A 26,789-nucleotide genomic window follows, 5' to 3' on the forward strand; every position below is an offset into this window, starting at 1 on the left:
CGCCACTTCGCCGCCTCCTTAAGCGACGGGCACGGTGCCGCCATCGATCACGTACTCCGTGCCCGTGATGGTGGCCGCCAGCGGCGACGCCAGAAATCCAATCAGGTTGGCCACTTCCGCAGGTTTAGAAGGACGGCCAATCGGGATGCCGCCCAGCGCTTCCATGATGATCTGCTTGCCGCCTGCGTAATCGGTCCCTGCGTCTTGGGCAATCCGCTCGGCCAGCGCAACGGCGGCTTCCGTCTCGATCCAGCCCGGCGACACCCGAACCACGCGCACCCCTTTGGGTGACACCTCTTTTGACAAGCTCTTGCTATAGGTGGAGAGCGCCGCTTTGGCCGCCGCGTAAGCCGTAGTTGATTCGGGGAGGGGAAGTTCACGCTGAATGGAGGTCACGTGGATAATCACTCCATCGCCCTGGGCTAGCATGCCGGGCAGCAGGGCGCGATCCAGCCGTACGGCAGGGAACAGATTGATGTCGAGCTCGCGCTGCCACTCTTCCTCCCCAAGGGCCGCGAACCCGCCGCCGGGGGCGGATGAACCACCCAGTACGTGAACGACAATATCCACGCCGCCCAAGCGATCGTTGACTGCATCGGCCACCGTGGCACAGCCTTCGGCCGTCGTCAGGTCAGCAGTTACAAACAGCTCATCGGGCAGGTCGGCGGGGCGAGTACGGGCGGTTGTTAGCACTTGCGCGCCTTCCTCGCGAAAGAGAGCCACCGCGGCCGCACCAACCCCTTTGCTGCCGCCGGTGATCAATACGCGTCGCCCGTTCAAGTTCAGGTTCATTAGTGGATCTCCAATGACTGGATTTGCGACTCGGCAAGCTGGAAAGCGTGGTCAAGTTGCACCGGGCTGCCGGGGAAGTTGCCGGTAACGGTCGCGGTAACCACCATCGTGTTGCCTTGCTGGGAAACACTGACCGGCTCGACGCTATACTCAATCTTCTCGCGGGTGGCACGCATCCACGCTTGAATAGCGGTGTGCCCGCGGTGCGTCTCGCCTTCGTCAAACACACAGGCATCTTGAGTGAAGCAATCCGCAATGTGGGAGGCATCCGCACCGTTGCTGATGCTGAAGTAAGTAGTGATCGCGTCTGGCAGTGACAAGCTCATGATGGTCATCTCTCGTAAGTTAATGTGAGAGAATCTTCTGCCTAGACTGACGCGTTATCAAGAACGCACAAAAGCTCACCCATGAGAAAGATTTATACGCCCGCTACCGCCGCAAGCGATGTGGAAAATGTATTAAAAATGCTGGAAGGGCGCTGGAAGCTCATTATTCTCTTTCATCTCTTCGATGGAAAAGTGCAGCGCTACTCCGATTTCGAAAAACTCATCCCCGACATCTCCCAGAAAATGCTGGCCCAACAGCTGCGCCAACTGGAAGCGGATGGCATCGTGGCCCGCAAGGTCTACCCCCAGGTGCCGCCAAAAGTGGAGTACCGCCTCACCGAATGGGGGCAAACGCTCTGCCCGGCGCTGGATGCCTTGCTGAAATGGGCCGAGCAGAAGGACCACTTCCAACAGCCAGCCGAACAGAACGATCAAGACACCGCCGCCACCCAATGAGAGCCGCCTAATGCACTACCGCACCATGACCATCAACGACTATGACGCCGCCATTGCCCTATGGAGCGAGAGTGAAGGCGTGAGGATTCGCGACGCTGATTCACGTGAAGGCATCGAGAAATACCTGCTGCGCAACCCCGGCCTGAGCTTTGTGGCAGAAGTAGAAGGCGAAGGAGATGGAGAAGAAGAGCTGGTGGGAACAATTATGGCGGGCCACGACGGTAAGCGTGGTTATGTGCAGCACCTCTCGGTGGCGGATTCTCACCGCCGGTTAGGCATCGCCACACGGCTGGTAAGCCTCTGCCTGGAAGCGCTCAAGAGCGAAGGCATCCAAAAATCACACCTGATGATTCTTCCCGAGAACGAAGCCGCCCAGACGTTCTGGGCCAATCAGGGCTGGGCGTACCGATCCGATATTCTGCTCTATTCGTTTGTAAATGGAGATAACGAGAACGTTTAGCTGTAGTGCTAGCGCTAGTGCAAGAGACATAACTACAATTATACCTTGTACGTAACTCTGTAATCATTGCACTGAGTCTCACCCAACCCCACCCGCGTCTTCTAACGATTCTGCGAAGTTTGGGGTCTCAATGGCACCTATTCTTAGCCACCCACACGCCTTCCCTGGCTCTAAAGATGTCCCTCAATTTTCACTGACATATATGGCTGACGAAAGTGGAAACTGGCGGTTGCCGCGCAAGCGTCTCAGGGCAAATGACCATCAGTTTTTTTGCCAATGCGGCATCACTGACCGGGATGGCACATAAGGTGCCCGCTTGAATCTCCTCTTCGACGCAAGCTGCCAGCACCAGTGATACGCCCAGGCCAGCTTTGACAGCCTGTTTAACCGCTTCGGTACTGCCCAGTTGCATTGAAACCTTCGGGAACGGCCCTCTTTCGCCAAAGAAGTTCGCCAGCAACCGGCCAGTACCTGTTCCGGGTTCACCACCAAGCAAGCTCATTCCGGCAAGGGTTTCCCGGTCTATTTCATGCCAGCCCGCATAGGGGTGATCTGGTCGGGTAATTAAAACCACGGGTTCCTGTCGCCAATCCATTGCCTGGAAGCCAGGTTTCGGGTTCCACCACTCCATCACCGCAATATCCAGCTCGCCGCTGGTCAATTGTCTGGCAATGTTTGGATTGTTATCAATCACTAGGTCCAGCTCAGGTACCGTCGGAATGTTCTTGAACGTGCTCACGTAGGGCTGGAGCATGTAAATACCGATGTTAGAACTTGCCCCTACGCGTAAACGCGTACCGCTAACGACTTCTCGGGCACGCTCGTCCAGTTGCAACATACTAAGCGCTAGAGGCATAAGCGCCAGGGCTGCTTTGGTGGGCTCGCATCCCGTTTTACTGCGGCGTATCAACAGGGCACCTAGCTGCTCTTCGAGCTTTTGAATGTGCTGTGAAAGCGTGGGTTGTGCGATACCGAGAGCTTGGGCGGCGGCCTGAAAACGTCGATGCTGAACCAGTGTGGTAAAACTTTTCAGCCAGACCAAGTTCAGCATGGAGTTGTCTCAGTGATAGTGGGCGAATTAGCCGCATCCTGAGGGCGTTCTCCTTGTAACGCTTGCAGAATGTTGTCGGCAGCACGCTGTTCAATCATCAGCCGCACATCCTGGACGGCAGAGCCAATGTGTGCCGTGAATAGCGTGTTGGGATGTGCTCGCAAAGTGGGGCAAATCTCTTGCGGACGATCCTCTCGAGCCCAATCTTCCATTTCAAAAACATCCGCTGCGTAGCCGCCCAACTGCCCAGACCCCAATGCTTCCAAAACGGCAGCTTCCTGCACTACAGAACCCCGGCATGGGTTGATCAAATAGGCGCCTGGTTTCATCAGAGCCAAGCGCGCAGCGTTCATGGTATGCAGGGTTTGTTTATTGAGCGGCAGGGCCAAAATGACAATGTCGGCTTGCCCGAGCAGCTCTTCAAGCGACTTGCGCGCCACGCCGAGCGTTTCCTCCTCAGCGGCGGGCAAGGCGTCTGGCTGAGAATACAGCAAGGTGGCCCCCCAGCCTTTGAGCCGTGTTGCCACAGCCTTGCCGATGGGCCCCATGCCGACGATACCCACAGTGGCGTCTGCAATCCCAAGCCCATAGAACATTGGCTGCCACCCTCTGAACTGGCCAGAACGAACATACTCATCGGCCGCCCGAACATGTCGGATTAGGCTAATGGTTAGCCCTATGGTGAGTTCAGCCGTTGGCACTGTCAGCAAATCCGGTACGAAGGTCAGCCAAACGCCATGACGCGTACAGGCCTCCACATCGAAATTATCGTATCCCTTCAAGGCGGCGCCAATGACTTTCAGCTTGGGGCAGCCAGCCAGAAATTCCTCGCTGACCCGATCCGGCATAAACACCATCATGCCATCTGCGGTTGCCGCGCGGGCCTTTACCTCGGCGGCGGGTAAGGTAGTGTCTGACTGGTTGGTGATTAATTCACAGCTCTGTTCCAGCCTTTCCAGCACACTGTTATGTACCCGGTGGGTAATGAAAACTCTTGGTTTCATTTGATTTCCTTACTTGAATTTCTTACGAAGATGGCCGCTAAGGCTATCCACCATCGTCACCATAACGAGTATGACAATCAGGATGGCGCTGACTTCCTGGTACTGCATGACACGTAAAGAGCCCATTAGCTCGAAGCCGATCCCGCCAGCCCCCACCATGCCCATGACCGTAGAGGCGCGAAAATTGTATTCCCAGCGATAGATGGAAACATCGGCAAACTGCGGAAGAACCTGCGGCAGCACAGCGTGCCAGTGAATCTGTAATCGAGTTGCGCCAGCGGCATTGGCGGCTTCCACTGGGTCTGGGTCGACATGCTCAATCGCTTCGGCAAAGAATTTACCCACCATCCCGATGGAATGAAGGCCGAGCGCTAGCACGCCCGGCAAGGCGCCAAAACCCACTGCAGCAACGAAGATAATGCCCATAATCAACTCGGGCACCGAGCGCAGAGCATTTAGCAACGTGCGGGTTACGTGGAAGACCACGGGATGGGGCGAGGTATTGCGAGCAGCCAGGAACGCCAGGGGCACGGAAGCGATGACCGCTATTGCCGTGCCAGCAATGCTCATGGCGAGCGTATCGACCAACGGAGACATCCAATCCCTGGCATTGGTGAAATCGGGCGGTAGCGATTCACCCAGCAGGGTGGCGATGGCAGGAACCCCGTTGGCTAGGGTGCGAAAATCCAGCAAGTCCACGTACCAACTAGCCAGGAGAACCACTGCCAGTAACGAGCCCACTTGGAAGAGCTTACTCCGCCAGCCGCGCGCGTGTTCGGCCAGCACCGCGTCAGGAGAAAATGAAGAAAGGGCCGGCGGATCCGTTTTGGTCTGATTCATAATGCCCCCTTACATCTTGGCGAAGTCAAGGTTGAGCAGACTACCCATTTCCCGGATCACATCGTAATCGGAGTCAGTGATAACGGCGAAACCTTCGGCTTTCAGGTTGCTCAGGATTTCTTCATCATCAATGCTAATGAAAGCGTCTTGTATCTCCTGCTTGAGTTCCGGGCTCAAGTTGGAACGCATCGCCCAGGGGTACTGCGGATACTCCCCACTGTGACCCAACACCCTAACCTTGCTGCGATCTATCAGGCCGCGGTCCATCACATGTTCAAAGATCACTTCCGATAGTCCCCCTGCATCTGCATTACCATTGGCAACGTTCACCGCCACGGCATCATGGGAGCCAACAAAATGGGCTTCATAGTCCTCTCCTGCTTCCAAACCAGCCGATTCAAGCAACACGGTTTTGGGAATCAGGTGGCTTGAAGTGGAGGCTCGGTCGCCATAGGCCATCTTCATGCCCTCGATATCGGCATAAGACTCAACGCCGGAATCGACATTGGCAATAATGATGGAGCGGTAGGTGGGCTTGCCATCCACAATCATGGCCGCAAAGGGTTCGATCTCGCTTTTGCTTTTTGCCATCACATAGGAGAGGGGCCCGAAGTAGGCGAGGTCGATGCGACCAAAACGCATGGCTTCGATCATGGAGGAGTAATCTGTAGTGACAATTAGCTCAATTTCTTTGCCAAGCGTGCTTTCAAGATAGTCTTTCAATGGCTGGTTGCGTTTGATCAGTTCAGAAGCGTTTTCATCAGGGAGCAGTGCGACTTTTAACAGGTCTGGATTTGGATCAGGATCCGCAGCTAAGGCCGACACGGTCATTCCAGCCATAAGACAGATAGCGAAGAAAAAGCTGAATAGCGGTTTCATTGTGCAATCTCCAGTTTTATCGAAGTGGTATTCGCGGATTGAGGGTTGGGGTTGGTGGTTTCATCGGCTTCGGGTAAAACCCCTGGCGCACCGTGGTAAATCTCATCCAGGTGGCATTGCTGTAACTGTGCCGGGGCTGCATCGAAAACGATTTGGGCATTCGCTAAACCAATAATGCGGTCAGCAAACCGCTGGGCATATTCCAGCTGGTGCAGTGAAATAATGGCGGTAATACCATCTTCACGGCATATGTCTCGCAATAATGTAAGCACTCGCTCAGAGGTTGCCGGGTCAAGGCTGGCCACTGGCTCGTCCGCCAGGATCATGGCGGGCTGCTGCGCCAAGGCACGCGCAATGCCCACGCGCTGCTGCTGCCCTCCGGAAAGCTGATCGACCCTGGTAAGCGCCTTCTCAGCCAGGCCTACGCGATCCAGGCAGTGCAGGGCAAGCTCCTGTTCCTGCCTGGGTAGCGGAAACAAACTGCGCCAGGTGCTGTGGTAAGCAAGCCGACCCATCAGCACATTCTGGAGTGCCGTGTGGCGTTCAATGAGCTGATGATGCTGGAAAACCATGGCGGTTTTGCACCGATGGCGGCGTACCGTAGTAATGGTTTCGAGCGCACCTAGTTCAGCCGAGATCACTTTGCCGGTGCTGGGCCGCACCAAGTGGTTGAGGGAGCGCAGTAACGTAGATTTACCTGCACCGGAAAGACCGAGTAGAACCGTAAACTCGCCTTTGTGGAAATCAACGGTGGTGGGTCGGAGTGCGAGAACATTCCCAGGATATGTCACCCCCATTTTCTCGATGCGGAGCATTAAGTCAGAGAATTGAACAGGCTCCATTGGATCACCTTCTGCAATGTATGAGCTCACTTGATTGTGACTCACAATGCAACGTTAGCGCTCCTAGGTGACAAAGCTGTGTCATGCAGATGATAAGTTAATGACCATCAAAGGGGGCGGGCAGCATGTAATGACATAAGAAATTGGCGCTTTATAAGTTAAAAAAATTTAATGTTTCTGTGCGCGTGCCGATAATGCATTTTGCTTGGTATCAAGATGCGTTGGGCCTAAACACTTGAAGTTACCGAGATGGCTTCCACCTGCCCAATGCAACGCGCTGCGGGCTTTCACGAGATCCCCCCATGCTACTTCTGAATCGAAGCGTTAAACTGCGGCTTGCCGTGAGTTTAGGCGCGTGCATCTTAATGTTAATTGTTGTCGGTATTATCGGTCTCTACAGTCTCAGCAAAACCAACGATGCCCTCAACAGTACTTATGAGGGGAACGTACTCACCTTGGGTGATCTTATTAAGGTCAACCAAGCACTGCTCGGCAACCGGGTAAAGATAACGGCCGAGCAGCGTGATCGAACCCCGGCATCTGCTATAACAACGAAACAAGAGGTTGCGGAGAACGATGCCATTATCGACGCCGCCTGGAATGATTACTTCCCTGAGCGTGTTTCTGGTGATCAAGAGCGTGCAATAGCCGAAAGCTTTATCGTGTCGCTAGCCAGTCTGCGTGCCGGTATTGACGATATTAACGCGGCAATGATTGGCAATGATTATGACGCCGCCAGAGAGATAGCCACCACCACGCTACGTGCTGAATACCCTAAAGTGCTCACGGCGATTCAGGGCCTTATCGACCTTAACAGCGCCCAAGCCGCCGCCAATAACCAGCAGTCATCAAGCGACTATATTTGGACGCGCAACTTCGTTATAGGCGTTATGGTGGCGGCGATCATCTTCGGCATTCTGCTCTCAATATGGTTGGTTCGCGGCATCATGACACCGCTGGGCAAGGCGCAAGCACTTGCCAACGCCATGGCTGAAGGCAGGCTCGATAACGACGTCGACGCTTCAGCCAAGGATGAGTTTGGTGTGATGCTCAGAGCGTTAAAGAGCATGGAAACCAAGTTCTCGCAGGTGGTCATGTCCGTTCGTAATAACGCCGAGTCCGTGAATGTGGCCGCCGACGAAATCGTGCTAGGCACTGATGATCTCAGCCGCCGGACGCAGGAGCAGGCCTCCAGCATCGAACAGACCGCGGCATCAATGGACGAAATCACCTCCACCGTGCGCCAGAACGCCGACAACGCTTCCGAAGCCGACAAGCTCGTGCACGATGTTAACCAGCAAGCTAACGCCGGGGGCGAGATCGCAGGTCAAGCCATCAAGGCAATGGAAGGTATCAACGCTTCAAGCCGCAAGATTGCCGGTATCGTCGGCTTGATCGATGAAATCGCCTTCCAGACCAATTTGCTGGCGCTGAATGCCTCGGTAGAAGCCGCACGTGCGGGCGAGCAGGGGCGTGGCTTTGCGGTAGTGGCGAACGAAGTACGCAACCTGGCAGGGCGTAGTGCTGACGCCGCCAAAGATATCAAAAAGCTCGTTGAGGAGAGTATCGGCCAAGTCGACAACGGCTCAAGTCTGGTCAACCAAGCAGGCAAGTCGCTCGAAGGTATCGTTCATGGTGTTAAGCGCGTCTCGGTGTTGATGGGTGAGATTGCCACTGCCAGCCGCGAGCAGTCCCAAGGTATCGAGCAGGTAAACACGGCCGTCTCGCAAATGGACAGCGTCACCCAGCAGAACGCGAGCCTGGTGGAAGAGTCCAGTGCGGCAGGACGTTCATTGCAAAGCCAAGCGGAAGCGTTGTTGAAGGAGGTATCGTTCTTTAGAGGAACGACCACCGGCCAAAGCCAACGTGCGCTACCCGCTACGCCAAAAGCGCGTGACAGCCAGCCACGGGCCACTAAAAGCTTGCCGGCTCACGTGATTGGTGGCAAGCAAGACACCGAGAAATGGACTTCTTTCTAATCGCTAGCCGTTATGAAAAGCGCCCTCAGGGCGCTTTTTTTCTGAGCAATCAGCTAACGTCCTAACTGGCAGAAGAGGTAAGCGGCAGCCATACATGCTCAAACCCGATCGAAAACGCCACGGCGACCAATAGCCCGGCCATTAGCCCATTAAAGCGCCTCACAACGGCTGGGTTTTTAATCCGCTGGCCGACCAAACTGCCCATCACTACGTAACTGCCAGGCGCGCCCGCGGCTAGCATGGCAAGCCCGAACGCCCACATCACTAGGCTAAGCCCATTAATGCCAGCGGCAGGAAATTGCAGTGTAGTAATCGGCAGGGTGGCGACAATGGCTTTGGGGTTCAGTAACTGCATGACTAACCCATCGCGATAACTAACCAGCCGAGGGACGTTAGCGGGCGTGCTGAAGTCGGCGTTGGCGCGGGCAATTTTGCAGGCCAGATAAATGATATAACTACACCCCAGGGCGCTTACGACCACCAGTGCGTCATCATTGATCCAGGCAGCGCCCGCCCAACCCAACACCAATAAATACGCCAGCATCGCCGTGCCCACGCCAAGGCAAAATCCCAACGACTGTCTGGCCTGGCCATTGATGCCCACGTTCAGGCCGAGCAGATTCACAGGCCCAGGGGTATACATGACGCCCAGGGCATAGGCGATGATTGCTAACATGGTAAAACCTCTATGCGTGGTGGGACTAGCGGGCGATATCGCGCTGATATTGGTGGGGCGTCATACCATAAATACGCTTGAAGCGGCGATTGAAATGGCTCAGGTCGGCAAAGCCAAAGCGGAGTGCTACCTCGGTCAACGGGGTGCCCTGGTCGAGCGCGGCACGGGCCGCATTGACCCGGCCATTCATCACGTATTGATGCGGCGTCATGCCGAAATGCTGACGGAACAGACGCAAGAAATGGTACTTGGACAGGTGTGCGGCCTGGCTGATGTCGTCCAGCGACATATCCGCTTCCAGATGCGCGTGGATATACTCCCGCGCCAGGTCCAGCAGGGCCTCCGGCCGGTGCGTAACCTGGCTGGGTTGAACATGGCCGCCCAGCTGCGCCGTACGCTCTACTACCCGATAAAGCGCGTTCTCCTGATCGATGCAGCTACCGGCCTGAGACGTCACCAAGCGCGTCAGTTCTAAAATGGCCTGGCGCAGTGGCGCATCCTGGATCAGTGTTTGACGGGAGCGGAAATCCGCGCCGCGCTCGTGGCCCAAGACATCAGCAAACAGCGGTTTCACCTGTTCCGGATGGGCGTACACCATCAGGTAATCCAGCGCCCGCTCACCACCCGAATGCCCGTCGTGGACTTCTTCCGGGTTGAATAGAATCACGTTGCCCGGTGGGCTACGGTGAAACTGCCCACCGCTGAAAAAGTCCTGACGCCCGGCCAGCGTAACGCCAAAGGCATACTCCTCATGGGCATGCGGGTCGTAGCTGAAATCCTCAATCGCCGCCTTCAGCACCGTCAGTGTCGGCACATGATGACTCTTGAAGAACTCAAACCGGCTAGCGTTGCTCATGCCGACCTCCCCTGATGAAACCCAACACCTCGAAACACACCCCTAGCTTATGCCGACAATGTCACTGATGCTTGTACATAATTGCTCATCGACTGTGCAATGATGGGCTATCGCTAGCGAACACCACCAAGGAGTTGGTATGAGAAAACTCTTTTCATTGATGATGGTGCTGTTGTTGACCGGCTGCACCGTCATGGCGCCGCAAGTGGAACGTGACGCACAGCGTGACGCCGGTCTGGCCATCCAGGAAGTCTACGAACAGGCGCTTCCGACGCTGTCCGAGGACAAGCAGCGCCACTTTGCCCAGCGGCTCTACCGCCTGACGGGCGAGCAGCGCTGGCGGCCCCTCAATCGTGCCTACGGCGAGCGTCTAATGGTGCGACTCGAGGAAGACATCGCCGGCCTGGCTGAGCCTGGGTACGCGGCTACCCGCAGCCGGGCGATCGTTGCCGACTACTCCCAGCGCACGGCCAAGCAGCGCGCTCGACGTGCCATGCTGGGGGAGTGGGGGGAAATCGCCTTTGCCCGGTCTCTGCTGTTCCGGCTTGTCCAGGCCGAGTACCACGACCTGCTGCCAGCCATTGAGGACCACCAACGGGCGCTGGACTACCAGGCAGAGGTCGACTGGGCGGCCTTCCTGACCGACCCCTCGGTGATCGAGGTCTATGCTGCTCAGGTGGCCAACTATGCGTACTTTCTTCACCAGCTCGGCGTGATGGATCTGCGCCGGGAGGTGGAGGCAGCCTTCCGGCGCCACTACCCCCCCGAGCGAGTCGCCGAACTCGACGACGCCGAGTACCGTAACTGGCTCTATGGCTTGACCCACTTCGTCATCGCTGACAGCCGCTACTACCAGCGGAAGGTGAACCCGGAAGTGCACGCTTGGGTGCTGGAAGCGCTGGAGCGGGAGGCAGTCGGTATCATGACCCGGGCCACGGCCGACATCCAGGCCGAAGTGGCACTGGCCTTCCAGCTAGCCGGTCGCGACGACCACCCGCTGGTGGGCCGGGTGCGCGAGGCGCTGGTGGCGGCGGTGGACCCGGCCAGCGGCATCATTCCCTCGCCCTCGGGGGAAAAGGGACTGGCGGGGGGTGAACATCGCAACGTTCTGGCGATCATGGTGTTACGCTGGCCGGGCCATCTGTATCCCGGCCCCGACCTCTCGGACGGAGTGGGCCAGCGCTGAAAAGCCCTGACGGGCAGCATGGTGCCAACGTCATACGCTTGAGGAATTTACATGGGAAAGCTCTTTTCACTGATTGTACTGGTAGCGCTGGGTTACGCTGGCTTGTACGTCTATTACGGCGTGGCCGTACAACAGGAAGTTGAACAGCAACTGGAAGATCGCGGGCTGTCGTCCATCAACGTCGATGACGTGACGTACGGGGTGACGGCGCCGATCAGCACCTCAGCCAATATCGCCATTACCCTTACGTATCAGGGCGCTCAGGCGACCGTGGATATGGCCGTTCAGGGGCACCCGGTGTTCTCTGACGAAGTCAGTGTCGAATTTGACGGCCTCCAGGCGCTGCGCCTGGGGATCAGCTTTGGGCAGTAAAGGAGCCTTCATCATGTTGACCGGCCTGAGCGCATTTCCGCTAACCCCCATGAACGAGCAGGGCATTAACGAGCATGAGTTTGCTCGCCTGGTGGCGCGCCTGGCGGAAGCCGAGGTGGACTCCATCGGTGTGCTGGGCTCGACGGGCAGTTACGCCTATTTGAACAGTGACGAGCGTGCCCGCGTGGTCAAACTGAGCGTGGAAAGGGCCGCCAGGGTGCCCGTCATCGCCGGTATTGGCGCGCTACGCACCCGCGATGTGCTGATCAATGCCGAACATGCCCAGCAAGCAGGCGCAAGTGGCGTGCTGCTGGCGCCGGTGTCGTATCAAAAGCTCACCGATGAGGAAGTGTTCAGCCTGTACGAAACGGTCTGCCGCTCGCTGAGCGTGCCGCTCTGCGTTTACGACAATCCCGGCACCACGAACTTTCACTTCAGCGACGAACTGCACGGGCGCATCGCCCAACTGCCCCAGGTGCGCTCGATCAAGATACCGCCGGTGCAGAACGATCTGGCCGCTGCCCAGGCACGCGTTGCAGAGCTGCGCGGGGTAATCCCTTCTGATGTGACCATCGGCATCAGCGGCGACCCGGCCGCTGCCACCGGGTTACTTGCCGGGTGCGATGCCTGGTACTCGGTGATCGGCGGGCTCTACCCGGACATCGCACTGGCGCTCACCCGCGCCGCCCAGGCAGGCGATACCGAGCAAGCGATGGCCCGCTCCCAGGCACTCGAGCCGCTATGGGCGCTCTACCGTGACTACGGCGGCAGTCTACGGGTTACCGCCACCATCGCCGAACTCACCGGTGACGTCAGCCAACCCTGCCTGCCTCAGCCGCTGAACACGCTGCAAGGCGAAGCCCGTGAAAGAGTCAAAGCCGTTGTTGAAACGCTTGCGTTAAGCTGAGGCCACCAGTTTATGGAAGGCCCTGACTCGGCCTGCATTGAACCCGCTGCAACGCCCCATTGAAAGGAGCCGTCATGCATCAGTTAGCCGCCCAATGGATAGTGAGACTACTCAAGGATAGGAATATTCCGTTTCAAATCTGCGGAGGTCTCGCCGCAAGGGGCTATGGTGCTGATCGAGCGCTGAATGATATTGATCTGTTTGTTCCCGACGCGCACTTCGCGACGGTGGTGCAGGCAGGGCAGGCCTACCTATCCAAGCCCGCCGCACACCGCTGCGAGGAGGGCTGGGATTTAACCTACGTACAGTTCAAGTATGAGGGCATCAAGGTGGAAGTTGGCAACGCCAAAGGCGCGCACATTCTAGATGCCGCCAGACAGTCCTGGGTACCGCTTGACGTAGATTTTGATCGTTATGAAACCGTCAATTTATTGGGCCTTGCGCTTCCCCTGATGTTGAAGGAAGACTTGATTCACTATAAATCGAAGCTCGCTAGACCAGTTGATATCGATGATGTTCGCGCTATGTGTGAGAGTGCATGTTAACGCCCGAAACTAACCGTCACCCGTGAGAGCCACAGACATGCACTACCGCACCATGACCATCGATGACTATGACGCCACCATCGACCTATGGAGCGGAAGCGAGGGCGTGCGGCTGCGCGATGCGGATTCCCGAGCGGGCATTGAGAAGTACCTGCGGCGCAACCCCGGCCTGAGCTTTGTGGCAGAAGTGGAAGGGCAACTGGTGGGCACGATCATGGCGGGCCACGACGGCAAGCGCGGCTATGTCCAGCATTTATCGGTGGCGGATTCCCAGCGCCGCAAAGGCATCGCCACGCAGTTGGTAAGCCTTTGCCTGGAAGCGCTCAAGCATGAGGGCATTCTGAAGTCGCATCTAATGATCCTCCCCGAGAACGAAACGGCCAAACAATTCTGGGCTAGCCAGGGCTGGATCTGTCGGTCGGATATTCAGCTGTACTCGTTTGTGAATGGGGATAACCCGAACGTTTAGCCGTTGTTACACCACGTATTTCTCGCTGGGCGAAAACCAGGACATTGCCTGGAGCTACGTGGTGAAGCCGATTGAAGGGATTGAGGCGACGGCGGGGGGGAGCGCGCGCATGACGTCGTTAACCCTGAGTGGCAGTGCCGTGAAATGCCACAAGCGCGCGACGTTTTGATATGCGGCCTGAAGGTGATTAATATCCCAAATAAGCATAGGCTTGGGAGAGTTTGGCAGGCTGCATTTGCTGGAAAAAGTGCCAGCACGTTCATTCAATCATAGAACGCGCCGTCTAATACGCTGTTAAGTGGACTTCACCTCTAGGCCACGGAAGAGGTTCTAATGACTGATCATTTTGGTTCTTGTCTGTGTGGCACAGTGAGTTTTCAGGTAAAAGGTGATTTCGATAGCTTCTACCTGTGCCATTGCCGACATTGCCAAAAAGACACAGGGTCGGCTCATGCGGCAAATCTATTCTCACATTCCGCTAAATTGGTCTGGCAATCGGGTTCGGAGGCTGTCGTTTCCTTTACGCTTCCAGGTACTCGTCATAACAAGAGCTTTTGTAAGTTGTGTGGTTCAGCATTGCCAAATACCCAGGTCGCGGGTTTGCTTGTTGTTCCGGCAGGGTGTCTGGACTCTCAGATAACGATGTTGCCTACGGCGCATATCTTCTCATCCGGCAAGGCTGTTTGGGATGAGCGGTTAGAGGAAGTGCCCAAGTTTGAGGGGCTGCCAACGTGGACCGCCATCAAATAAGCAGTGCATTAAATTCGTGACGGTCCGATGGGCCTCCATCGAACGCCGTTTATTCCGTCATTTTCAGGCTATGTTGACAAGTGTCCCGTGACGCAATACGTTTTTCCTCATTATCAAACCCTTCGCTGACAAACGAACCCAAGAACTCTCCAAGGGCAAGTCAAAGAAATTTCCTGCGGATGTTGCACCGAGAGCCGCTAGAAAACTTGAATACGTGGATCTGGCCGTACAGCGTGAGGATTTGAAAGTGCCGCCCGGCAATCGCCTTCACCCACTTTCCGGAAACAGGCAGGGGCAGCACGCAATCTCAATCAATGATCAGTGGCGTATCTGTTTTCGTTTTGAAGACGGCGATGCTTATGGAGTCGAAGTGTGTGACTCCCACTGAGTGGGGTGATGACTATGGCTTTACCGTTTCGGTGTTGGCTGAATGCGCAGCGATCTGTTGATCTTTGGAAGGCAGCTCAGTCGGTCAAGGAAGAAGTGGATCGAATCAAGCCGCTACATGCTGCATAACCAGGCCATGCACCGGATGCCAAAACCTCCGCTTTCCTCTGGTTTTGCCACCGGTAATGGCGGGCGTTCTGTGTATCAAGTAGTGCAGTTTTCAAGGCCATGTGGAAGGAGGGAGTTAAGGTGGGTATAAGGGCTGCTGTGGAGCAGGATCTACCGAGAATCGTCGAAATTTATAACGCCGCAATTCCGACTCGGCGTTCGACGGCTGATACCGAAACAGTCACCATAAATTCGCGCCTTGAGTGGTTTCGCAAACACAATCCTGACCGTAGGCCTCTTCTCGTTTACGAGCAAGGCGACGAGGTTGTGGCGTGGATCAGTTTCGAAGACTTTTACGGCAGGCCGGCATACCAACATACGGCAGAACTAAGCATTTACGTTGCGCCAGAGCACCAGGGCAGGCTTATGGGTAAGAAGATGTTGCAGGCAGCGGAAGAGTTGGCGCCTCGGCTGGGCATACAGATTCTGGTCGGTTATGTCTTCGCTCACAATTCACCGAGCATTCGACTGCTGCAGGCATTCGGGTATCAAGAGTGGGGGCGGCTTCCGAATGTCGCGCAGATGGATGGCAAAGAGTATAACCTTTGCATCCTGGGTAAGCGTCTTGAGCACCAAGCCAGTACCGAACAAAGCGCTCCCGCCAACCGCTGAAAGCGGGGGCTGAGCTATGCGTTAATCAGAACTCCCGCCAGGGTCCGCTCCTGGCCGATTCCTGTCTATGTCGGGGATGTTTACCTGACAGATGCAACCATTCCCATCAGAGCTGAATACTGTTTTTTCGTAAGAAAAAATGTCTTCCGCTTCACCTTGCCAGGGTAAGACAGATGGAAGGTCACTTTTGCTTCTTTGAATCCGTCATGCGATCTAAGGTGCTGTATGTCGTCGATAAAAATGAAGTATAAGAGGCACAGTTAAGCCGTATTCACGAATTTTTTGTTTAAGTTGCTTCAAGAACGCCATTCTTGAAGCAACGGCTAGCTTGAAGCAACGGCTATGCACTTATTGTTGTTCGATGTCGGAGCAGATGGCTCGGGTCATATCCTGCGTGGTCGCAGTACCGCCAAGATCCATTGTTTGTTGGCCTGAGGCGGTTAATCGCTCTATAGCCGCCATCAGTCTCTCAGCTGCTGTCAATTCCCCTAAGTGCTCCAGCATCATGGCAGCTGTCCAGAAGGCACCCACGGGGTTGGCAATGCCTTTTCCAGCAATATCAAATGCTGACCCATGAATCGGCTCAAACATGGAGGGAAACGCTCTCTCAGGATTAAGGTTGGCAGTGGGGGCAATGCCCAAGCTGCCTGAAAGAGCGGCGGCCAGGTCCGACAAGATATCGGCATGGAGGTTAGTCGCCACAATAACATCCATGGTCTCGGGTTTTAGTACCATACGGGTAGTGGCTGCATCGACAAGTTCCCTATCAATCGTCACGTCAGGAAACTCTTTCGCAACCTCGAAAAACACTTCATCCCACAGCACCATGCCGTATCGCTGGGCGTTGGACTTGGTGACCAATGTGAGTTTTTTCCGCGGGCGGCTTTGGGCGAGTTGAAAAGCGAAACGGTGAATGCGTTCTATCCCTTTTCGAGTAAATATCGCTACCTCCGTGCCGACCTCCTCGGGATGCCCACGATGCGTTCGGCCACCGTTGCCCGCATATTCACCTTCGCTATTTTCGCGAACGATCACCCAGTCAATTGTTTCAGCACCCTTTAAGCGGCTATTCACACCAGGGAGCACACGGGCAGGGCGCACATTGGCATATTGGTCAAAGCCCTGGCAGATAGCGAGCCGAAGGTCCCAAAGCGATATATGGTCGGGAACCTCCTGGCTGCCTACCGCACCGAAGTAGATAGCATCAAATGTCGAAAGCTTTTCGAGTCCGCCCTCCGGGATGTATTCGCCCGTCTCGAGGTAGCGCTTAGAACTCCAATCGAAATCTTCGAATTCAAACTGAAAATCGTCACTTTTCTGCGATAACGTTTCCAGTACCTGCTTACCCGCTTCAATAACTTCAAGGCCTATTCCATCACCCGGTATAACAGCGACACGGTGATTGCGCATATCGTAAGCTCCTGCTTTTATAAAAAGCGTTGTTGTAACTTGTTGTGGCTGAGCGGCCAGGGCGTTATCAGTACCGCTCAGCGGAGATGCTTATCGAAGACGTTCATGAGCTCTCGTTTGTCCTCGAAACCAATGCCGGGCATCGCCGGGATGGCAACATATCCACTTTCGATGGGTGTCGAGTCGGCGAAGCCGCCGAACGGCGCAAAAACCCTCGGGTAGGACTCATTTCCTCCCAGCTTGAGGCCGGACGCGATGTTGAGAGCGAACTGGTGGCCACCGTGCGGAATACATTGTCTCGATGACCAGCCATGTTGCTTCAGCACCTCGAGCATGCGCAGGTATTCCACCAGCCCGTAGCTGAGGACGGGATCCATCTGCAGAATGTCGCGATCAGCGCGCATGCCGCCGTAACGCAGCAGGTTGCGAGCATCCTGATGAGAAAACAAGTTCTCGCCGGTGGCCATGGGGGGCGCATAGTGCTCACCCAGTTGCTGCTGCAAGGCGTAGTCGAGGGGGTCTCCCGCCTCCTCGTACCAACGAACCCCATAGGGGGCCAGGCCCTCCGCGAAGGCCAGCGCGGTCTTGAGATCGAAGCGGCCATTGGCATCAACGGCAAGGCGTGAAGCGTCACCGACAACGTCGATTGCCGCCTCGACCCGTTCGAGGTCTTCGGCCAAGGGCACCCCGCCGATCTTCATCTTGGTACAGGTATAGCCAAGGTCGAGATAATCGCGCATCTCGTCTTTAAGGGCACTGACCTGCTTACCGGGATAGTAGTAACCGCCTGCCGCGTAGACCGATACGTTCGCATCGGCTTTACCATCGCCATGACGCTCGGCCAGTAGCTGTGCCAGGGACTTGTTCTCCGTCTTGGCGACGATGTCCCACACCGCCATGTCGATGATGCCCACCGCCACCGAGCGCTCACCGTGCCCACCGGGTTTCTCGTTGGCCATCAACACGTTCCAGACCCGGAAGGGGTCGAGATTGGCCCCGCTGTCATCGACCAGGGCCGTGGGGTCGGCTTCACGCAGGCGAGGCAGAAAGCGCTCGCGCAACAGGCCACTCTGCGCATAGCGGCCATTGGAATTGAAACCGTAGCCCACTACCTGACGGCCATCGACCCAGACATCGGTATAGATCGCCAGGACCGATACATCCATCTTCGCGAAGGAGATATAGGCGTTGGCAATGTCCGAGGCGATTGACACCCGCGCCTCACGAATATCGGTGATTTTCATGCATCACTCCTACTAAAAGAACAAACCCGTCGGCAGGCGCACATTGAGCACCTCCGTGAAGGTCAGGTAAAAGACGCCGACTAGCACCACGATGATGGGGCTCCACTTCAGCATGCGCTGCCAGCTAACCACCGTCTCGACCCTGGCGAGGTACCAGGTAAGCGCGAAGAAAGCGATCAGCGTCGTGAGCAGAAACCCCAGCAGGTCGACCAGGCCCCACCAGAGAAAGAAGCCGATGATCACCGTGACCAGGCGCAGTGGGCTGCCGGTGATCTCGACTTGGCGGCCACTCGGCTTGACGAAGCCCTTGACGATCAGGGCGACCGAAATGAGAGTGAGGATCAGCAGGACGGCACGCGGAAAAATGATGCTCAGTCGGCCGATATCCGCCCGCGGGAACCACAGCGCGGCACCAAAAGTCAGGCCTAGAGCGCCTGCGGCGATGTCGGTATTGAGGCGCACGATCATGACGAGCCTCCGCTATCCTCTTCGACCTTGTCCAAAAGCCCCTTGCGGGCCAGCCACATGGGCACCAGTGCCGTGGCGGCGCCCAGCAGCACCATGCCGGCCAACACCATGGAAAGCGGATTGCTCACCAGCCGCAGCCAGGGAATCGGGTCGACGACCGCTGCCATCAACGTCTGCACATAGCCCTGTTCGGCAATGCCTCCCAGAATCAGGCCAAGCACGATGGGGGCCGCCTGGATGCCGATCAGCCGCAAGAAGTAGCCAGCCGTGCCCAGGATGAGCATGATGCCTACATCCAGCATGCTATTGCGCAATGCAAATGTCCCAAGGATGGTCACCATGGCGATGCTCGGCACCAGGAAATAATAAGGCGTGCGAATGACCACACGATGGATCAGGCGCCCGCCCAGCAGCCCCACCGGCAACAGCATCAGCGCCGATAACCCCATGGAGAGAATGAAGCCGTTGGTCAACACCCCAGACTCGGTGAACAGGTCGAGGCCCGGACGCAGCCCATGCATCAGCAACACCCCGAGAATGATGGCATCGGGAGGCGCCCCGGGAATGCCCAACGTCAGCAGCGGCACCATGCTGCCAGCGACCATCACGTTGTTGCTCGACTCCGAGGCCACTACGCCATCGATGTTGCCCTTGCCGAAACTCTTGGGATCCTTGGAGAAACGCCGTGCCTCGTTGTAGGCCACCAGGCTGGTGACGTTTCCTCCGGCCCCCGGAATGATCGCGATAATCTGCCCGATCAGGCAGGAGCGGATCAGGTTGACGGGCTTGATGAAGATATGCCGGGCGATCCTGGCGATGGAAACCTCTTTCTTGCGCAGCTCGCCACCACCGGGCAATGCCCCGCGCCCCTCAGCCGCCATGGTCAACAGTTCGGGGACCACGAACAGCCCGATCAATGCGACGATCAGCTCGATGCCGCCTTGTAACGGCGGATAGCCAAAGGTGAAACGGCTCTCTCCCCCGACCGGCGACACCCCGATCGTGCTAAGCAGAATGCCAATACAACCCGCCAATAACCCTTTCAAGAGCGAGTCGCTGGACAGGCTGGCGACCAGCGTCAGCCCTAACATCGCCACCCAGAACATTTCTGAGGGGCCGAAAGCAACGGCCAGCCGGGCAAGCGGCGGCGCGAGAATCAATAGAAAGATGACCCCGATGATGCCGCCCACCACTGAGGCAATGGTCGCTGCCGCCAGGGCCTCATAGGCTCTGCCCTGACGTGCCATCGGGTAGCCGTCGAACGTGGTGGCAATGGACGATGGGGTGCCGGGCGTATTGATCAGGATGGCCGTAAAAGCACCGCCATAGATAGACCCCATGTAGACCGCCCCCAGCGCGATCAACCCCTGCAGAGCTTCCATTGAGAACGTGAAGGGGAGGAGCATGGCAAGCGCCATCGTGGCCGTCAGTCCTGGCATGGACCCAATGAAGAGTCCCGCCGAGACGCCCAGCAGTACTGTGAAGATACTTTCAAAGGTAAGGAGGGAGGTCAGCGCCTCCAGTAACATCTCCATGAGTCACCCTCCCAGTGGCCACGCGTGTGGCCATCATGGTTCAAGAAAAAGGGGCCCACTCAGGAGCCCCACGGAGGGAAAGGTGTTACTCGGCCTCTTCGAGGATGGGGCCGTAGGCCTCACGCAGCATGGCCATGACCTCGTCAACTTCATCACCGGTGATGTATTCCATCACGAAGCCCAGCGGCTCCTGTTTTTCGGTGATCTGCCGGTTGGCCTCTGCGAAGGCTTCTTCGAGGGTTGCAACCACCTCGTCAGGGGTGTCCTTGGGCACCGCAACGCCGCGATAAGCACCGCCCACGATGTCGTAGCCCTGCTCCTTGAAGGTGGGGGCATCAGGCAGCGCCTTGACGCGCTCTTCGGCGGCCACTGCAAGAACCTTGACGCTATCGGCCATCTCGGTGCCCAGCATGGTGTAGTTAAAGATGCCGGCGACATGGCCACCTTCCAGCGCCCCTTTCAATGGCCCGGTTCCCGAGAAGGGAATGTAGGTCAGATCGATATCGGCTGCTTTCTCGAAGCGCAGCATGTCCAGGTGGTTAGCGCTATAGGTACCGCTGCCGCCCAAGGTAATCGCCTCTGGATTCTCCTTGGCGTCCTCGACGAGATCTTCCAGCGTATCGTAAGGGCTATCGTCGGAGACGATCAGCGCATTGGGAGTTGAGTGGAAGAAGGTGACGATTCTCCAGTCGTCGGTCTCGTAACCGGCGTCATTGCGTTGGATCGGCTGGCCGATGATATGCGGAATATTGACCCCGATGATCTCGTAGCCGTCAGGCTCCGCGCTGTTCTGGAATTCGCTCCAGGCCACGGCACCCCCGCCGCCCGGCCGGTGAGTCACGTTGACCGACACGCCAAGCTCCTCTTCCAGGATCGGTTCCTGGAAACGCGCCGTCACATCGGATTCACCGCCTGGATCGAAGGGAATGATGTAGGTGATGTCTTCTTCCGGGTATTCAGCCTGGGCCATTCCGGCAAGGCCCATGGTGGCGATTGCCGTTACGGACATCGCGAGCGTCTTGTAGGTAAATGTCATAAAGTGGTGCTCCGAAGTAGTTGTATTATTTTATCTACGTTTCTTCGTCGTTATGGGCAGTGACGCGAATTAGAGCCGTGGTGTTTGTTTTTATATTTCTCGGCCTGCGTCCTACGGGGTCGTTACACACCTTCATTCGCCAGGGTGAACGACCTTACAGTTCAAGCTAGTCGAGTTGTAAAAGTTGTCAAATTCCTATCCTTCGAAGACGCGCCGACGCGAACTGCTCAAGTGATGCTGCATACAAAAAGCGGCACGCTCAGGGTCTTCCGCAAGGATGGCGTCGTGGATGTCACGGTGTTCGACTTGTACTTCGGGGACATGGTGCTCTGGGCGTCGCAAGCCCAGGCCGCGGGCCATGTTTTGGCCATACGTGATGGCGGGCTTAAGCGACAGCAGGGTATCGGAGAAAAACCGGTTATGCGTGGCGTGAGCGATGGATAGATGAAAGTTGAAATCGGCATCCACGCCCAGCTCATTGTCGCGGATACGCTGCTCTAGCAATGCCAGCGCTTGAGCCAGTGCCACGCGTTCTTCGTCTGTTGCCTTGATGGCCGCGAGTCGTGCGGCCTCGGTTTCCACGGCGATTCGGAACTCAAAACAGCGTTGAATATCGGCCAGGCTTTCCAGCGGAGCGAACTCAAGCATGGCACGCTCGGGGCGCCGCTGGACGAAACTTCCCGCCCCACGTTGTGAGCGCACTAATTCATCATCGCGCAGCCTGGCCAACGCTTCGCGCACGATTGGACGCGACACACCGTAATAGGACGCCAACTGTTCCTCTGATGGAAGCCGCTCACCCTCACCGAATTCACGCTGAATAATTCGGTCGACGATATCGCCGTAAACCCGGTCGCTAAGCTTCTGGCCCTTGCCATCTGGCATCTCCCTGGAAGGGGGCGCTGGCGAGACTTTTTCCATGGATGGAGGCATGCACTTTCCCCAAAACTGTTGGTCGTCACTGTTTATTCACTACCAGCATACGCCAGCAAAGTGTTGGGCCTCCATCTTCAGCGCGGTTCAATCGTTACCTGAAGAACCCGGCAACGAACGATAGCGGGTTCGGTCTCCCTGAAAGCCACGCATGGATCCCCAGCCCGATGGGCTTTGGCGCTGAGACATCGGCCGATCAGTGGAATATGAGGATCAGATGCCATGTAAAGCGAGATAGAAAGAGCGCCCGCATCGGTGGCGATTTTGCGGATTGGCTATCAACAGGTGACAGAAAGCATTTTCGACTACAGTTAGTTACATAATGTTGAGGCCGCCGGTGGCGCTATGCCCAGGGGTATATAGCGCATCCGCTGCTCCTCCGTCATCGGTCATGAGCACTGTTCAAGTGCGCATCATCATGGGGAACACCATGACAAAACAAAAACTGATCCTGCTCTTTGATGGCACCTGGAACGACCCAGAAGACCAGACGAATGTTTATCGTCTTACACGGCTCATCCACGATTATGATGGTGATGTAAGGCAACGGTTCTATTACGACCCCGGTGTGGGTACCTCCAGGTTTCGGCGCATCAGCGGCGGTGCCTTCGGTTTCGGGCTGAGCAAACATTTACGGAAAGGCTATGACTGGCTTTGCAGGCGTTACCAGGAGGGCGATGAGATATGGATATTCGGGTTCAGCCGAGGTGCCTACACGGCCAGAAGCCTGGTGGGGCTGATACGAAAATGCGGGTTGGTGCACGTGGTAACGCCAGGGTTGCTCGGCAAGGCAGAAAGCATTTATCGGGACAAAAATCTGCACCCGGATGCTGACGCTTGCAAGGATTTCAAGAAACGCTATAGCCGCCAGCCGAGGATTCATTTCATTGGCATATGGGATACCGTTGGCGCGCTGGGCGTGCCCGGCACCAACCTGTTTAAAAGCCAATACGATTGGCACGATACGGAGCTTTCCAGCATTGTCGACCACGCTTACCAAGCGGTGGCGCTGGACGAGCACCGGGAGACCTACAACGTCTCGCTCTGGACCAGCAAGGACGGCAAGCCCAAAGCCGGCAACCGCGACGTAGAGCAGCGCTGGTTTATCGGCGCCCACGCCAATGTCGGCGGCGGGTATGGCCCCGACGACACGCTGCCCGACATACCGCTGAACTGGATGCTGGGCAAGGCGGAAAAGGCGGGCCTGAAAGTGAATCCATTCGACGTTGCCGAGGATGCCTGGAAGGCCGCGCCAAGAGATTCTTTCGCCGAGTTTCTGTGGGGGATTTACGGCAAATTCAAACGCATCGGAAACGCAGAAGACGGCCGATTCTACCGGCAATATTCCCAAGGGATGCAGGGAAAACCGGCGGTCAATATCTCAATCGATGACAGCGTCTGGAAGCGCTGGGCCGATACAACCTGCGATTACCGGCCACGCACCTTGACCGATGCCAAACTGACCCCGCCGGAGCAATAGGCAGGGCGGGCAAGCTTCATTGGTGTGACTCCATTCGCCAAGTCTGCCAGGGCGCAGTATCATAGGCCGCTAATCAAACCACAGAAGCCACTACTATGTCGTGCCCACCTTGCCCCCGTTGCCAGTCTGAATTTGTCTACCAGGATCAAAGCCTGTTCATTTGCCCCGAGTGTGCCCATGAATGGAACCCCGAAGAGGCCGCCGCTGAAGACGCGGTCACCGTCAAGGATGCCAACGGCACCCTGCTGGCAGAAGGCGACAAGGTCACGCTGGTGAAAGACCTCAAAGTAAAAAGCAGCTCCCTTGTGCTCAAGATTGGCACCAAAGCCGTGATCAAACGGCTCAAGGAAGGCAAGGACCACCAGCTGGACTGCAAGGTCGACGGCGCAGGCGACATGATGGTCACCGCCCAGTTTGTGAAGAAGGCCTAATTCCTCCCTCCAATCCATCCGCTACCGACTAAAAGCTAAGTTGTGAGGGTGTGTTTAACATAAGTTAACTGCTAGGCTAATTTTACTAGAGCGAAAATCGCCGCAGGGAACAACCGAATGCCACAGGCACCTCGCATCGAGCTACACCCCGTTAACCAGCGCGTGCAGGTGCATGTGGATGGCAAGCTAATCGCCGACTCCGCTCAAGCCCTCGAACTACGCGAAACCGGCTACCCGCCGAGGCACTACTTCCCACGTGACGATGTGCGGATAGATTTGCTGACCACCTCAGAAACGACCACCTATTGCCCGTTTAAAGGCAATACGGTGTATTTCTCGCTGGGCGATCAACAAAATATTGCCTGGAGCTATGAGCAGCCGATTGAAGGCATGGAAATGATAGCGGGGAGGGTGGCGTTTGGTGGGGCAGAGAACGAATGAGGTGTCTAGACCCTGAGCGGAAATTCCGGAAATGCCGCAGGCGCGCGAATTTTGGATATACAGCCAAATGGAAACTAATAGCCTAAAGAATCATAGGCTTGGGAAAACCTGGCAGGCTGCATTTATCGGAAAAAAAGTGCCAGCACGTTCATCCGATCATAGAACGCGCCGTCTAATATGCTGCTACATTCTATAGGCCACGGGAGCATGTCGAGTGATAGATTTTACGGAAATTGATTCCGATGGAGAGGTTTGGGAGTTGTTCGCACGAGACTTTCTCGAAGAGATTGGCTTTTACGTTGAATCATCTCCTGGCCGAGGGGCTGATGGAGGCAAAGATCTTCTAGTAACAGAACAGTTACGCGGAAATTTGAATAAGTACAAATTTAGATGGTTGGTTAGCTGTAAGCACTACGCAAAGAGTAACAAATCGGTCAATGAGCGAGACGAAATAAATATCCAAGAGAGACTGGACTCCTTCAAGGCAGATGGGTTTGTTGGGTTTTATTCTACGGTTCCAAGTGCCGGTTTGATGACTAGGCTTGAGCAGTTGAAAGAAAACGGAAAAATAAAAGACTTTCGATTCTTTGATGGGAAGTTAATAGAAAACTATTTGGTGAGAATTGGTTACTCTAGGTTGCTTCTTCGGTTTCTTCCAGAAAGCTACAAAAAAATTAAGCCGCGCCATCTTATTTTTAGCGATTACATCCCAGTAAATTGCGATTACTGTGGCAAGGATCTTATTGAGAATCATCATGAAGAAAATTATACAGGCATTGTTTGTAATGCTGAAGTGATTGATGATGGTGGTCCAAATAAAGTTGTTGGTGTCTATTTTTCATGCAAAGGAGAGTGCGATAAATCACTCTCCGATAAATATTGGAGGGAATATAAAGCCATTACGAAGTGGCAGGATCTCTCTGATATTCAGATACCAGTATTTTACCTGGAATGGATAATGGGTACGCTCAATGAGTTAAAGTATGGGAGGCTTGAATATACGGATGAGGCGTTCCAGAAAACTAAAGAAGTGACTCTTGCGCTGGCTCAAATAGTCATGAGAGAGATGACAGAGAAAGAAAAAGACAGGGTTCTCGCTCTCGGCCAGATTCCTGATTGGATATGAATGTCTCGCTCTGCTCGGCCTCTGCTGTGAACGTTATACACCAACGGATTTCGCGCTATGACTAGAATCGAGAAGGAAGTGAGAAAAGTACTTATTCAAGTAGCGCGTGGGGCTTTCGAGACTCACCACTTTCGTAAAATTACCTATAAAGAACTGTGGTTAACCCAGTACCCAAGGGGTGTTTGGGGTCAAGGCCACACATCCGAGGTCGTAGACTGGATCGTCAACATCTCGAATAGAGATACAGCCGAAGGCCTTCCGCCTCTCAACGCTATAGTAGTGAGAAAAGACACTTCCGAGCCTGGGAAAGATTGGAAATCTTGGCATAAAAGCGTTGGTAGCCTGTTCGAGTCGCAATCGCATGCTCAGGCGGCATGTTGGGCGTATTGGCCGTGCAAAAGCGTAGTCACGCAGTACCGCAGGGAATCTTATGCATAACGAAGCGCTGCAGTTGACCACCCAAAGCGCTGACGCGCTTTGGCCGATAACTGAACTTAGGCGTTAGGACTTCGAATGGAATATGTATCAATATCCCTATCTGCAATAGCGCTAGGTCTCAGTGTATTCACCTTCTACTGGGTTCAGCTGAGAGTCAGCGATAGATTACACCTTGTCCGAATCGACAAGTTAGGTGAGTTAATGAATCCGATGTTTGCTCTTGTCAATAATGGCACTCGCGATATCTTGATCACCTCGGTCCAAGGACGTTTTCAGCATGCCGACTACGATGGTGGGACATATTTTTCTCAAAGGCTAGAAACTACCGATGGCTCTTCAATGTTGCTATCAGCTGGCAAAGCCATGGAGTGTAGAGTCATTTTTCAAGAGATGCCGGCGGGTAATTTCGTAAACAAAGGCAAACCGCGAGAAGGTTCAGTCCCACCGGTATATGAGTTCGAGTTTGACGTTGAGGTAAACTGGGTCGACGCCTCGGCACACAGTCACTCTGGCCAGGCAAGGATCGCAAAGTACGGATTCAGTGAAGACGCCAAAATGGTGATGTTTTCTCCGCTAGAGGCAAAGCATGACCTATACGAAAAGCCCTAACAAGGCCAGTCACGGCGACGTCTACTACAATTGCGGCTTCGCCTCCATCTGGTAGCCGTGCGTGCAGAGCGGCGTTAGAGC

General features: G+C 55.6%; 31 protein-coding genes. 16 read left to right on the top strand and 15 right to left on the bottom strand.

Annotation, left to right across the window (positions count from 1 at the left end):
* Nucleotides 1-18 precede the first annotated feature (18 nt).
* The gene (locus tag R3F64_RS14375; RefSeq protein ID WP_199284848.1) at nucleotides 19-792 is read right to left on the bottom strand and encodes an SDR family oxidoreductase; all 774 of its coding nucleotides are present in this window, start codon (nucleotides 790-792) and stop codon (nucleotides 19-21) included.
* Complete coding sequence (locus tag R3F64_RS14380) at nucleotides 792-1,118, bottom strand: nuclear transport factor 2 family protein (RefSeq protein WP_233337369.1); 327 nt, start codon at nucleotides 1,116-1,118, stop codon at nucleotides 792-794. The genes R3F64_RS14375 and R3F64_RS14380 overlap by 1 nt, the downstream gene beginning before the upstream one ends.
* 81 nt (nucleotides 1,119-1,199) lie before the next feature.
* Between R3F64_RS14380 and R3F64_RS14385 the strand changes: the two genes are divergently transcribed.
* Together R3F64_RS14385 and R3F64_RS14390 are read left to right on the top strand one after the other, a co-directional pair.
* A complete protein-coding gene (locus tag R3F64_RS14385) occupies nucleotides 1,200-1,574 on the top strand; it encodes a winged helix-turn-helix transcriptional regulator (protein ID WP_176301976.1) in 375 nt (124 codons plus the stop codon).
* Nucleotides 1,575-1,584: 10 nt separating this feature from the next.
* Nucleotides 1,585-2,034, top strand: coding sequence for a GNAT family N-acetyltransferase (locus R3F64_RS14390; RefSeq protein WP_199284850.1), 450 nt, complete (start codon nucleotides 1,585-1,587; stop codon nucleotides 2,032-2,034).
* A gap of 190 nt (nucleotides 2,035-2,224) precedes the next feature.
* Here the strand turns inward: R3F64_RS14390 and R3F64_RS14395 are convergent, their stop codons facing one another.
* Genes R3F64_RS14395 through phnC form a run of 5 tightly spaced genes read right to left on the bottom strand, consistent with a single transcriptional unit; the run spans nucleotide 2,225 to nucleotide 6,650 of the window.
* Nucleotides 2,225-3,085 carry a LysR family transcriptional regulator gene (locus R3F64_RS14395; protein ID WP_199284851.1) on the bottom strand — a complete coding sequence of 287 codons (861 nt, stop codon included), beginning with the start codon at nucleotides 3,083-3,085 and terminating at the stop codon, nucleotides 2,225-2,227.
* Nucleotides 3,079-4,089: a phosphonate dehydrogenase gene (locus R3F64_RS14400; protein ID WP_199284852.1), complete on the bottom strand. Its 1,011-nt coding sequence runs from the start codon at nucleotides 4,087-4,089 to the stop codon at nucleotides 3,079-3,081. The genes R3F64_RS14395 and R3F64_RS14400 overlap by 7 nt, the downstream gene beginning before the upstream one ends.
* Nucleotides 4,090-4,098: 9 nt before the next feature.
* Nucleotides 4,099-4,929, bottom strand: coding sequence for a phosphonate ABC transporter, permease protein PhnE (phnE, locus tag R3F64_RS14405; protein WP_199284853.1), 831 nt, complete (start codon nucleotides 4,927-4,929; stop codon nucleotides 4,099-4,101).
* 9 nt (nucleotides 4,930-4,938) lie between these two features.
* Nucleotides 4,939-5,808 carry a phosphate/phosphite/phosphonate ABC transporter substrate-binding protein gene (gene phnD, locus R3F64_RS14410; protein WP_199284854.1) on the bottom strand — a complete coding sequence of 290 codons (870 nt, stop codon included), beginning with the start codon at nucleotides 5,806-5,808 and terminating at the stop codon, nucleotides 4,939-4,941.
* Complete coding sequence (gene phnC, locus R3F64_RS14415) at nucleotides 5,805-6,650, bottom strand: phosphonate ABC transporter ATP-binding protein (RefSeq protein WP_199284855.1); 846 nt, start codon at nucleotides 6,648-6,650, stop codon at nucleotides 5,805-5,807. Before phnC ends, phnD begins: the two co-directional genes overlap by 4 nt.
* Before the next feature lie 302 nt (nucleotides 6,651-6,952).
* On the opposite strand from phnC, the gene R3F64_RS14420 reads away from it, so the two are divergent.
* Nucleotides 6,953-8,629, top strand: a complete 1,677-nt coding sequence (locus tag R3F64_RS14420; protein ID WP_199284856.1) for a methyl-accepting chemotaxis protein — start codon at nucleotides 6,953-6,955, stop codon at nucleotides 8,627-8,629.
* A 61-nt stretch (nucleotides 8,630-8,690) separates the two neighbouring features.
* On the opposite strand, the gene R3F64_RS14425 is transcribed toward R3F64_RS14420, so the two are convergent.
* Both R3F64_RS14425 and R3F64_RS14430 read right to left on the bottom strand, forming a co-directional pair.
* Nucleotides 8,691-9,305 carry a LysE family translocator gene (locus R3F64_RS14425; RefSeq protein ID WP_199284857.1) on the bottom strand — a complete coding sequence of 205 codons (615 nt, stop codon included), beginning with the start codon at nucleotides 9,303-9,305 and terminating at the stop codon, nucleotides 8,691-8,693.
* 25 nt (nucleotides 9,306-9,330) lie between these two features.
* Nucleotides 9,331-10,161: an AraC family transcriptional regulator gene (locus R3F64_RS14430; protein WP_332612180.1), complete on the bottom strand. Its 831-nt coding sequence runs from the start codon at nucleotides 10,159-10,161 to the stop codon at nucleotides 9,331-9,333.
* A gap of 139 nt (nucleotides 10,162-10,300) precedes the next feature.
* Between R3F64_RS14430 and R3F64_RS14435 the strand changes: the two genes are divergently transcribed.
* The 8 genes from R3F64_RS14435 to R3F64_RS14470 all read left to right on the top strand — a co-directional run bounded on the left by R3F64_RS14435 (nucleotide 10,301) and on the right by R3F64_RS14470 (nucleotide 15,557).
* Nucleotides 10,301-11,347 (top strand): DUF3541 domain-containing protein, encoded by a 1,047-nt coding sequence (locus R3F64_RS14435; protein WP_332612182.1) that lies wholly within the window; start codon nucleotides 10,301-10,303, stop codon nucleotides 11,345-11,347.
* 51 nt (nucleotides 11,348-11,398) lie between these two features.
* Nucleotides 11,399-11,719 (top strand): hypothetical protein, encoded by a 321-nt coding sequence (locus tag R3F64_RS14440; RefSeq protein WP_332612185.1) that lies wholly within the window; start codon nucleotides 11,399-11,401, stop codon nucleotides 11,717-11,719.
* Between the two features lie 13 nt (nucleotides 11,720-11,732).
* Entirely contained in the window at nucleotides 11,733-12,626 is an 894-nt protein-coding gene (locus tag R3F64_RS14445; protein ID WP_332612187.1) for a dihydrodipicolinate synthase family protein, read from the top strand.
* 74 nt (nucleotides 12,627-12,700) lie between these two features.
* On the top strand, nucleotides 12,701-13,171 hold the full coding sequence (locus R3F64_RS14450; RefSeq protein WP_264827803.1) for a nucleotidyltransferase: 471 nt from the start codon (nucleotides 12,701-12,703) through the stop codon (nucleotides 13,169-13,171).
* A 37-nt stretch (nucleotides 13,172-13,208) separates the two neighbouring features.
* Nucleotides 13,209-13,640: a GNAT family N-acetyltransferase gene (locus R3F64_RS14455; protein ID WP_264827801.1), complete on the top strand. Its 432-nt coding sequence runs from the start codon at nucleotides 13,209-13,211 to the stop codon at nucleotides 13,638-13,640.
* Nucleotides 13,641-13,973: 333 nt separating this feature from the next.
* Complete coding sequence (locus tag R3F64_RS14460; RefSeq protein ID WP_309781944.1) at nucleotides 13,974-14,390, top strand: GFA family protein; 417 nt, start codon at nucleotides 13,974-13,976, stop codon at nucleotides 14,388-14,390.
* Between the two features lie 112 nt (nucleotides 14,391-14,502).
* Nucleotides 14,503-14,778 (top strand): type II toxin-antitoxin system RelE/ParE family toxin, encoded by a 276-nt coding sequence (locus tag R3F64_RS14465; protein ID WP_332612243.1) that lies wholly within the window; start codon nucleotides 14,503-14,505, stop codon nucleotides 14,776-14,778.
* 227 nt (nucleotides 14,779-15,005) lie between these two features.
* Nucleotides 15,006-15,557, top strand: a complete 552-nt coding sequence (locus tag R3F64_RS14470) for a GNAT family N-acetyltransferase (RefSeq protein ID WP_332612194.1) — start codon at nucleotides 15,006-15,008, stop codon at nucleotides 15,555-15,557.
* 348 nt (nucleotides 15,558-15,905) lie between these two features.
* On the opposite strand, the gene R3F64_RS14475 is transcribed toward R3F64_RS14470, so the two are convergent.
* From R3F64_RS14475 to R3F64_RS14500, 6 genes are all read right to left on the bottom strand, one after another.
* The gene (locus R3F64_RS14475) at nucleotides 15,906-16,967 is read right to left on the bottom strand and encodes a tartrate dehydrogenase (RefSeq protein ID WP_085920362.1); all 1,062 of its coding nucleotides are present in this window, start codon (nucleotides 16,965-16,967) and stop codon (nucleotides 15,906-15,908) included.
* A 77-nt stretch (nucleotides 16,968-17,044) separates the two neighbouring features.
* Nucleotides 17,045-18,211, bottom strand: coding sequence for a mandelate racemase/muconate lactonizing enzyme family protein (locus R3F64_RS14480; protein ID WP_085920363.1), 1,167 nt, complete (start codon nucleotides 18,209-18,211; stop codon nucleotides 17,045-17,047).
* A gap of 12 nt (nucleotides 18,212-18,223) precedes the next feature.
* Nucleotides 18,224-18,679 carry a tripartite tricarboxylate transporter TctB family protein gene (locus R3F64_RS14485; protein ID WP_066321644.1) on the bottom strand — a complete coding sequence of 152 codons (456 nt, stop codon included), beginning with the start codon at nucleotides 18,677-18,679 and terminating at the stop codon, nucleotides 18,224-18,226.
* Nucleotides 18,676-20,214 (bottom strand): tripartite tricarboxylate transporter permease, encoded by a 1,539-nt coding sequence (locus R3F64_RS14490; RefSeq protein ID WP_085920365.1) that lies wholly within the window; start codon nucleotides 20,212-20,214, stop codon nucleotides 18,676-18,678. The genes R3F64_RS14485 and R3F64_RS14490 overlap by 4 nt, the downstream gene beginning before the upstream one ends.
* Before the next feature lie 85 nt (nucleotides 20,215-20,299).
* Complete coding sequence (locus R3F64_RS14495; protein WP_066321646.1) at nucleotides 20,300-21,250, bottom strand: Bug family tripartite tricarboxylate transporter substrate binding protein; 951 nt, start codon at nucleotides 21,248-21,250, stop codon at nucleotides 20,300-20,302.
* 195 nt (nucleotides 21,251-21,445) lie between these two features.
* Complete coding sequence (locus tag R3F64_RS14500; RefSeq protein WP_332612199.1) at nucleotides 21,446-22,183, bottom strand: FadR/GntR family transcriptional regulator; 738 nt, start codon at nucleotides 22,181-22,183, stop codon at nucleotides 21,446-21,448.
* Nucleotides 22,184-22,613: 430 nt separating this feature from the next.
* Between R3F64_RS14500 and R3F64_RS14505 the strand changes: the two genes are divergently transcribed.
* From R3F64_RS14505 to R3F64_RS14525, 5 genes are all read left to right on the top strand, one after another.
* Entirely contained in the window at nucleotides 22,614-23,663 is a 1,050-nt protein-coding gene (locus R3F64_RS14505) for a DUF2235 domain-containing protein (RefSeq protein WP_332612200.1), read from the top strand.
* Nucleotides 23,664-23,758: 95 nt separating this feature from the next.
* Nucleotides 23,759-24,094, top strand: coding sequence for a zinc ribbon domain-containing protein YjdM (locus R3F64_RS14510; protein WP_264827788.1), 336 nt, complete (start codon nucleotides 23,759-23,761; stop codon nucleotides 24,092-24,094).
* A 117-nt stretch (nucleotides 24,095-24,211) separates the two neighbouring features.
* Entirely contained in the window at nucleotides 24,212-24,535 is a 324-nt protein-coding gene (locus tag R3F64_RS14515; protein WP_332612202.1) for a DUF427 domain-containing protein, read from the top strand.
* A 214-nt stretch (nucleotides 24,536-24,749) separates the two neighbouring features.
* Nucleotides 24,750-25,661 (top strand): restriction endonuclease, encoded by a 912-nt coding sequence (locus tag R3F64_RS14520; RefSeq protein WP_332612204.1) that lies wholly within the window; start codon nucleotides 24,750-24,752, stop codon nucleotides 25,659-25,661.
* A gap of 639 nt (nucleotides 25,662-26,300) precedes the next feature.
* Nucleotides 26,301-26,708, top strand: coding sequence for a hypothetical protein (locus R3F64_RS14525; protein ID WP_332612206.1), 408 nt, complete (start codon nucleotides 26,301-26,303; stop codon nucleotides 26,706-26,708).
* Nucleotides 26,709-26,789: the final 81 nt, after the last annotated feature.

The organism is Halomonas sp. 5021 (assembly GCF_036663435.1).
Lineage (GTDB): Bacteria > Pseudomonadota > Gammaproteobacteria > Pseudomonadales > Halomonadaceae > Vreelandella > Vreelandella janggokensis.

Bases quoted from the DNA above. Each gene is read 5' to 3' on its own strand.
- R3F64_RS14375 (WP_199284848.1), bottom strand. From the start codon at position 792: ATGAACCTGAACTTGAACGGGCGACGCGTATTGATCACCGGCGGCAGC.
- R3F64_RS14380 (WP_233337369.1), bottom strand. From the start codon at position 1,118: ATGAGCTTGTCACTGCCAGACGCGATCACTACTTACTTCAGCATCAGC.
- R3F64_RS14385 (WP_176301976.1), top strand. From the start codon at position 1,200: ATGAGAAAGATTTATACGCCCGCTACCGCCGCAAGCGATGTGGAAAAT.
- R3F64_RS14390 (WP_199284850.1), top strand. From the start codon at position 1,585: ATGCACTACCGCACCATGACCATCAACGACTATGACGCCGCCATTGCC.
- R3F64_RS14395 (WP_199284851.1), bottom strand. From the start codon at position 3,085: ATGCTGAACTTGGTCTGGCTGAAAAGTTTTACCACACTGGTTCAGCAT.
- R3F64_RS14400 (WP_199284852.1), bottom strand. From the start codon at position 4,089: ATGAAACCAAGAGTTTTCATTACCCACCGGGTACATAACAGTGTGCTG.
- phnE (WP_199284853.1), bottom strand. From the start codon at position 4,929: ATGAATCAGACCAAAACGGATCCGCCGGCCCTTTCTTCATTTTCTCCT.
- phnD (WP_199284854.1), bottom strand. From the start codon at position 5,808: ATGAAACCGCTATTCAGCTTTTTCTTCGCTATCTGTCTTATGGCTGGA.
- phnC (WP_199284855.1), bottom strand. From the start codon at position 6,650: ATGGAGCCTGTTCAATTCTCTGACTTAATGCTCCGCATCGAGAAAATG.
- R3F64_RS14420 (WP_199284856.1), top strand. From the start codon at position 6,953: ATGCTACTTCTGAATCGAAGCGTTAAACTGCGGCTTGCCGTGAGTTTA.
- R3F64_RS14425 (WP_199284857.1), bottom strand. From the start codon at position 9,305: ATGTTAGCAATCATCGCCTATGCCCTGGGCGTCATGTATACCCCTGGG.
- R3F64_RS14430 (WP_332612180.1), bottom strand. From the start codon at position 10,161: ATGAGCAACGCTAGCCGGTTTGAGTTCTTCAAGAGTCATCATGTGCCG.
- R3F64_RS14435 (WP_332612182.1), top strand. From the start codon at position 10,301: ATGAGAAAACTCTTTTCATTGATGATGGTGCTGTTGTTGACCGGCTGC.
- R3F64_RS14440 (WP_332612185.1), top strand. From the start codon at position 11,399: ATGGGAAAGCTCTTTTCACTGATTGTACTGGTAGCGCTGGGTTACGCT.
- R3F64_RS14445 (WP_332612187.1), top strand. From the start codon at position 11,733: ATGTTGACCGGCCTGAGCGCATTTCCGCTAACCCCCATGAACGAGCAG.
- R3F64_RS14450 (WP_264827803.1), top strand. From the start codon at position 12,701: ATGCATCAGTTAGCCGCCCAATGGATAGTGAGACTACTCAAGGATAGG.
- R3F64_RS14455 (WP_264827801.1), top strand. From the start codon at position 13,209: ATGCACTACCGCACCATGACCATCGATGACTATGACGCCACCATCGAC.
- R3F64_RS14460 (WP_309781944.1), top strand. From the start codon at position 13,974: ATGACTGATCATTTTGGTTCTTGTCTGTGTGGCACAGTGAGTTTTCAG.
- R3F64_RS14470 (WP_332612194.1), top strand. From the start codon at position 15,006: ATGTGGAAGGAGGGAGTTAAGGTGGGTATAAGGGCTGCTGTGGAGCAG.
- R3F64_RS14475 (WP_085920362.1), bottom strand. From the start codon at position 16,967: ATGCGCAATCACCGTGTCGCTGTTATACCGGGTGATGGAATAGGCCTT.
- R3F64_RS14480 (WP_085920363.1), bottom strand. From the start codon at position 18,211: ATGAAAATCACCGATATTCGTGAGGCGCGGGTGTCAATCGCCTCGGAC.
- R3F64_RS14485 (WP_066321644.1), bottom strand. From the start codon at position 18,679: ATGATCGTGCGCCTCAATACCGACATCGCCGCAGGCGCTCTAGGCCTG.
- R3F64_RS14490 (WP_085920365.1), bottom strand. From the start codon at position 20,214: ATGGAGATGTTACTGGAGGCGCTGACCTCCCTCCTTACCTTTGAAAGT.
- R3F64_RS14495 (WP_066321646.1), bottom strand. From the start codon at position 21,250: ATGACATTTACCTACAAGACGCTCGCGATGTCCGTAACGGCAATCGCC.
- R3F64_RS14500 (WP_332612199.1), bottom strand. From the start codon at position 22,183: ATGCCTCCATCCATGGAAAAAGTCTCGCCAGCGCCCCCTTCCAGGGAG.
- R3F64_RS14505 (WP_332612200.1), top strand. From the start codon at position 22,614: ATGACAAAACAAAAACTGATCCTGCTCTTTGATGGCACCTGGAACGAC.
- R3F64_RS14510 (WP_264827788.1), top strand. From the start codon at position 23,759: ATGTCGTGCCCACCTTGCCCCCGTTGCCAGTCTGAATTTGTCTACCAG.
- R3F64_RS14515 (WP_332612202.1), top strand. From the start codon at position 24,212: ATGCCACAGGCACCTCGCATCGAGCTACACCCCGTTAACCAGCGCGTG.
- R3F64_RS14525 (WP_332612206.1), top strand. From the start codon at position 26,301: ATGAATCCGATGTTTGCTCTTGTCAATAATGGCACTCGCGATATCTTG.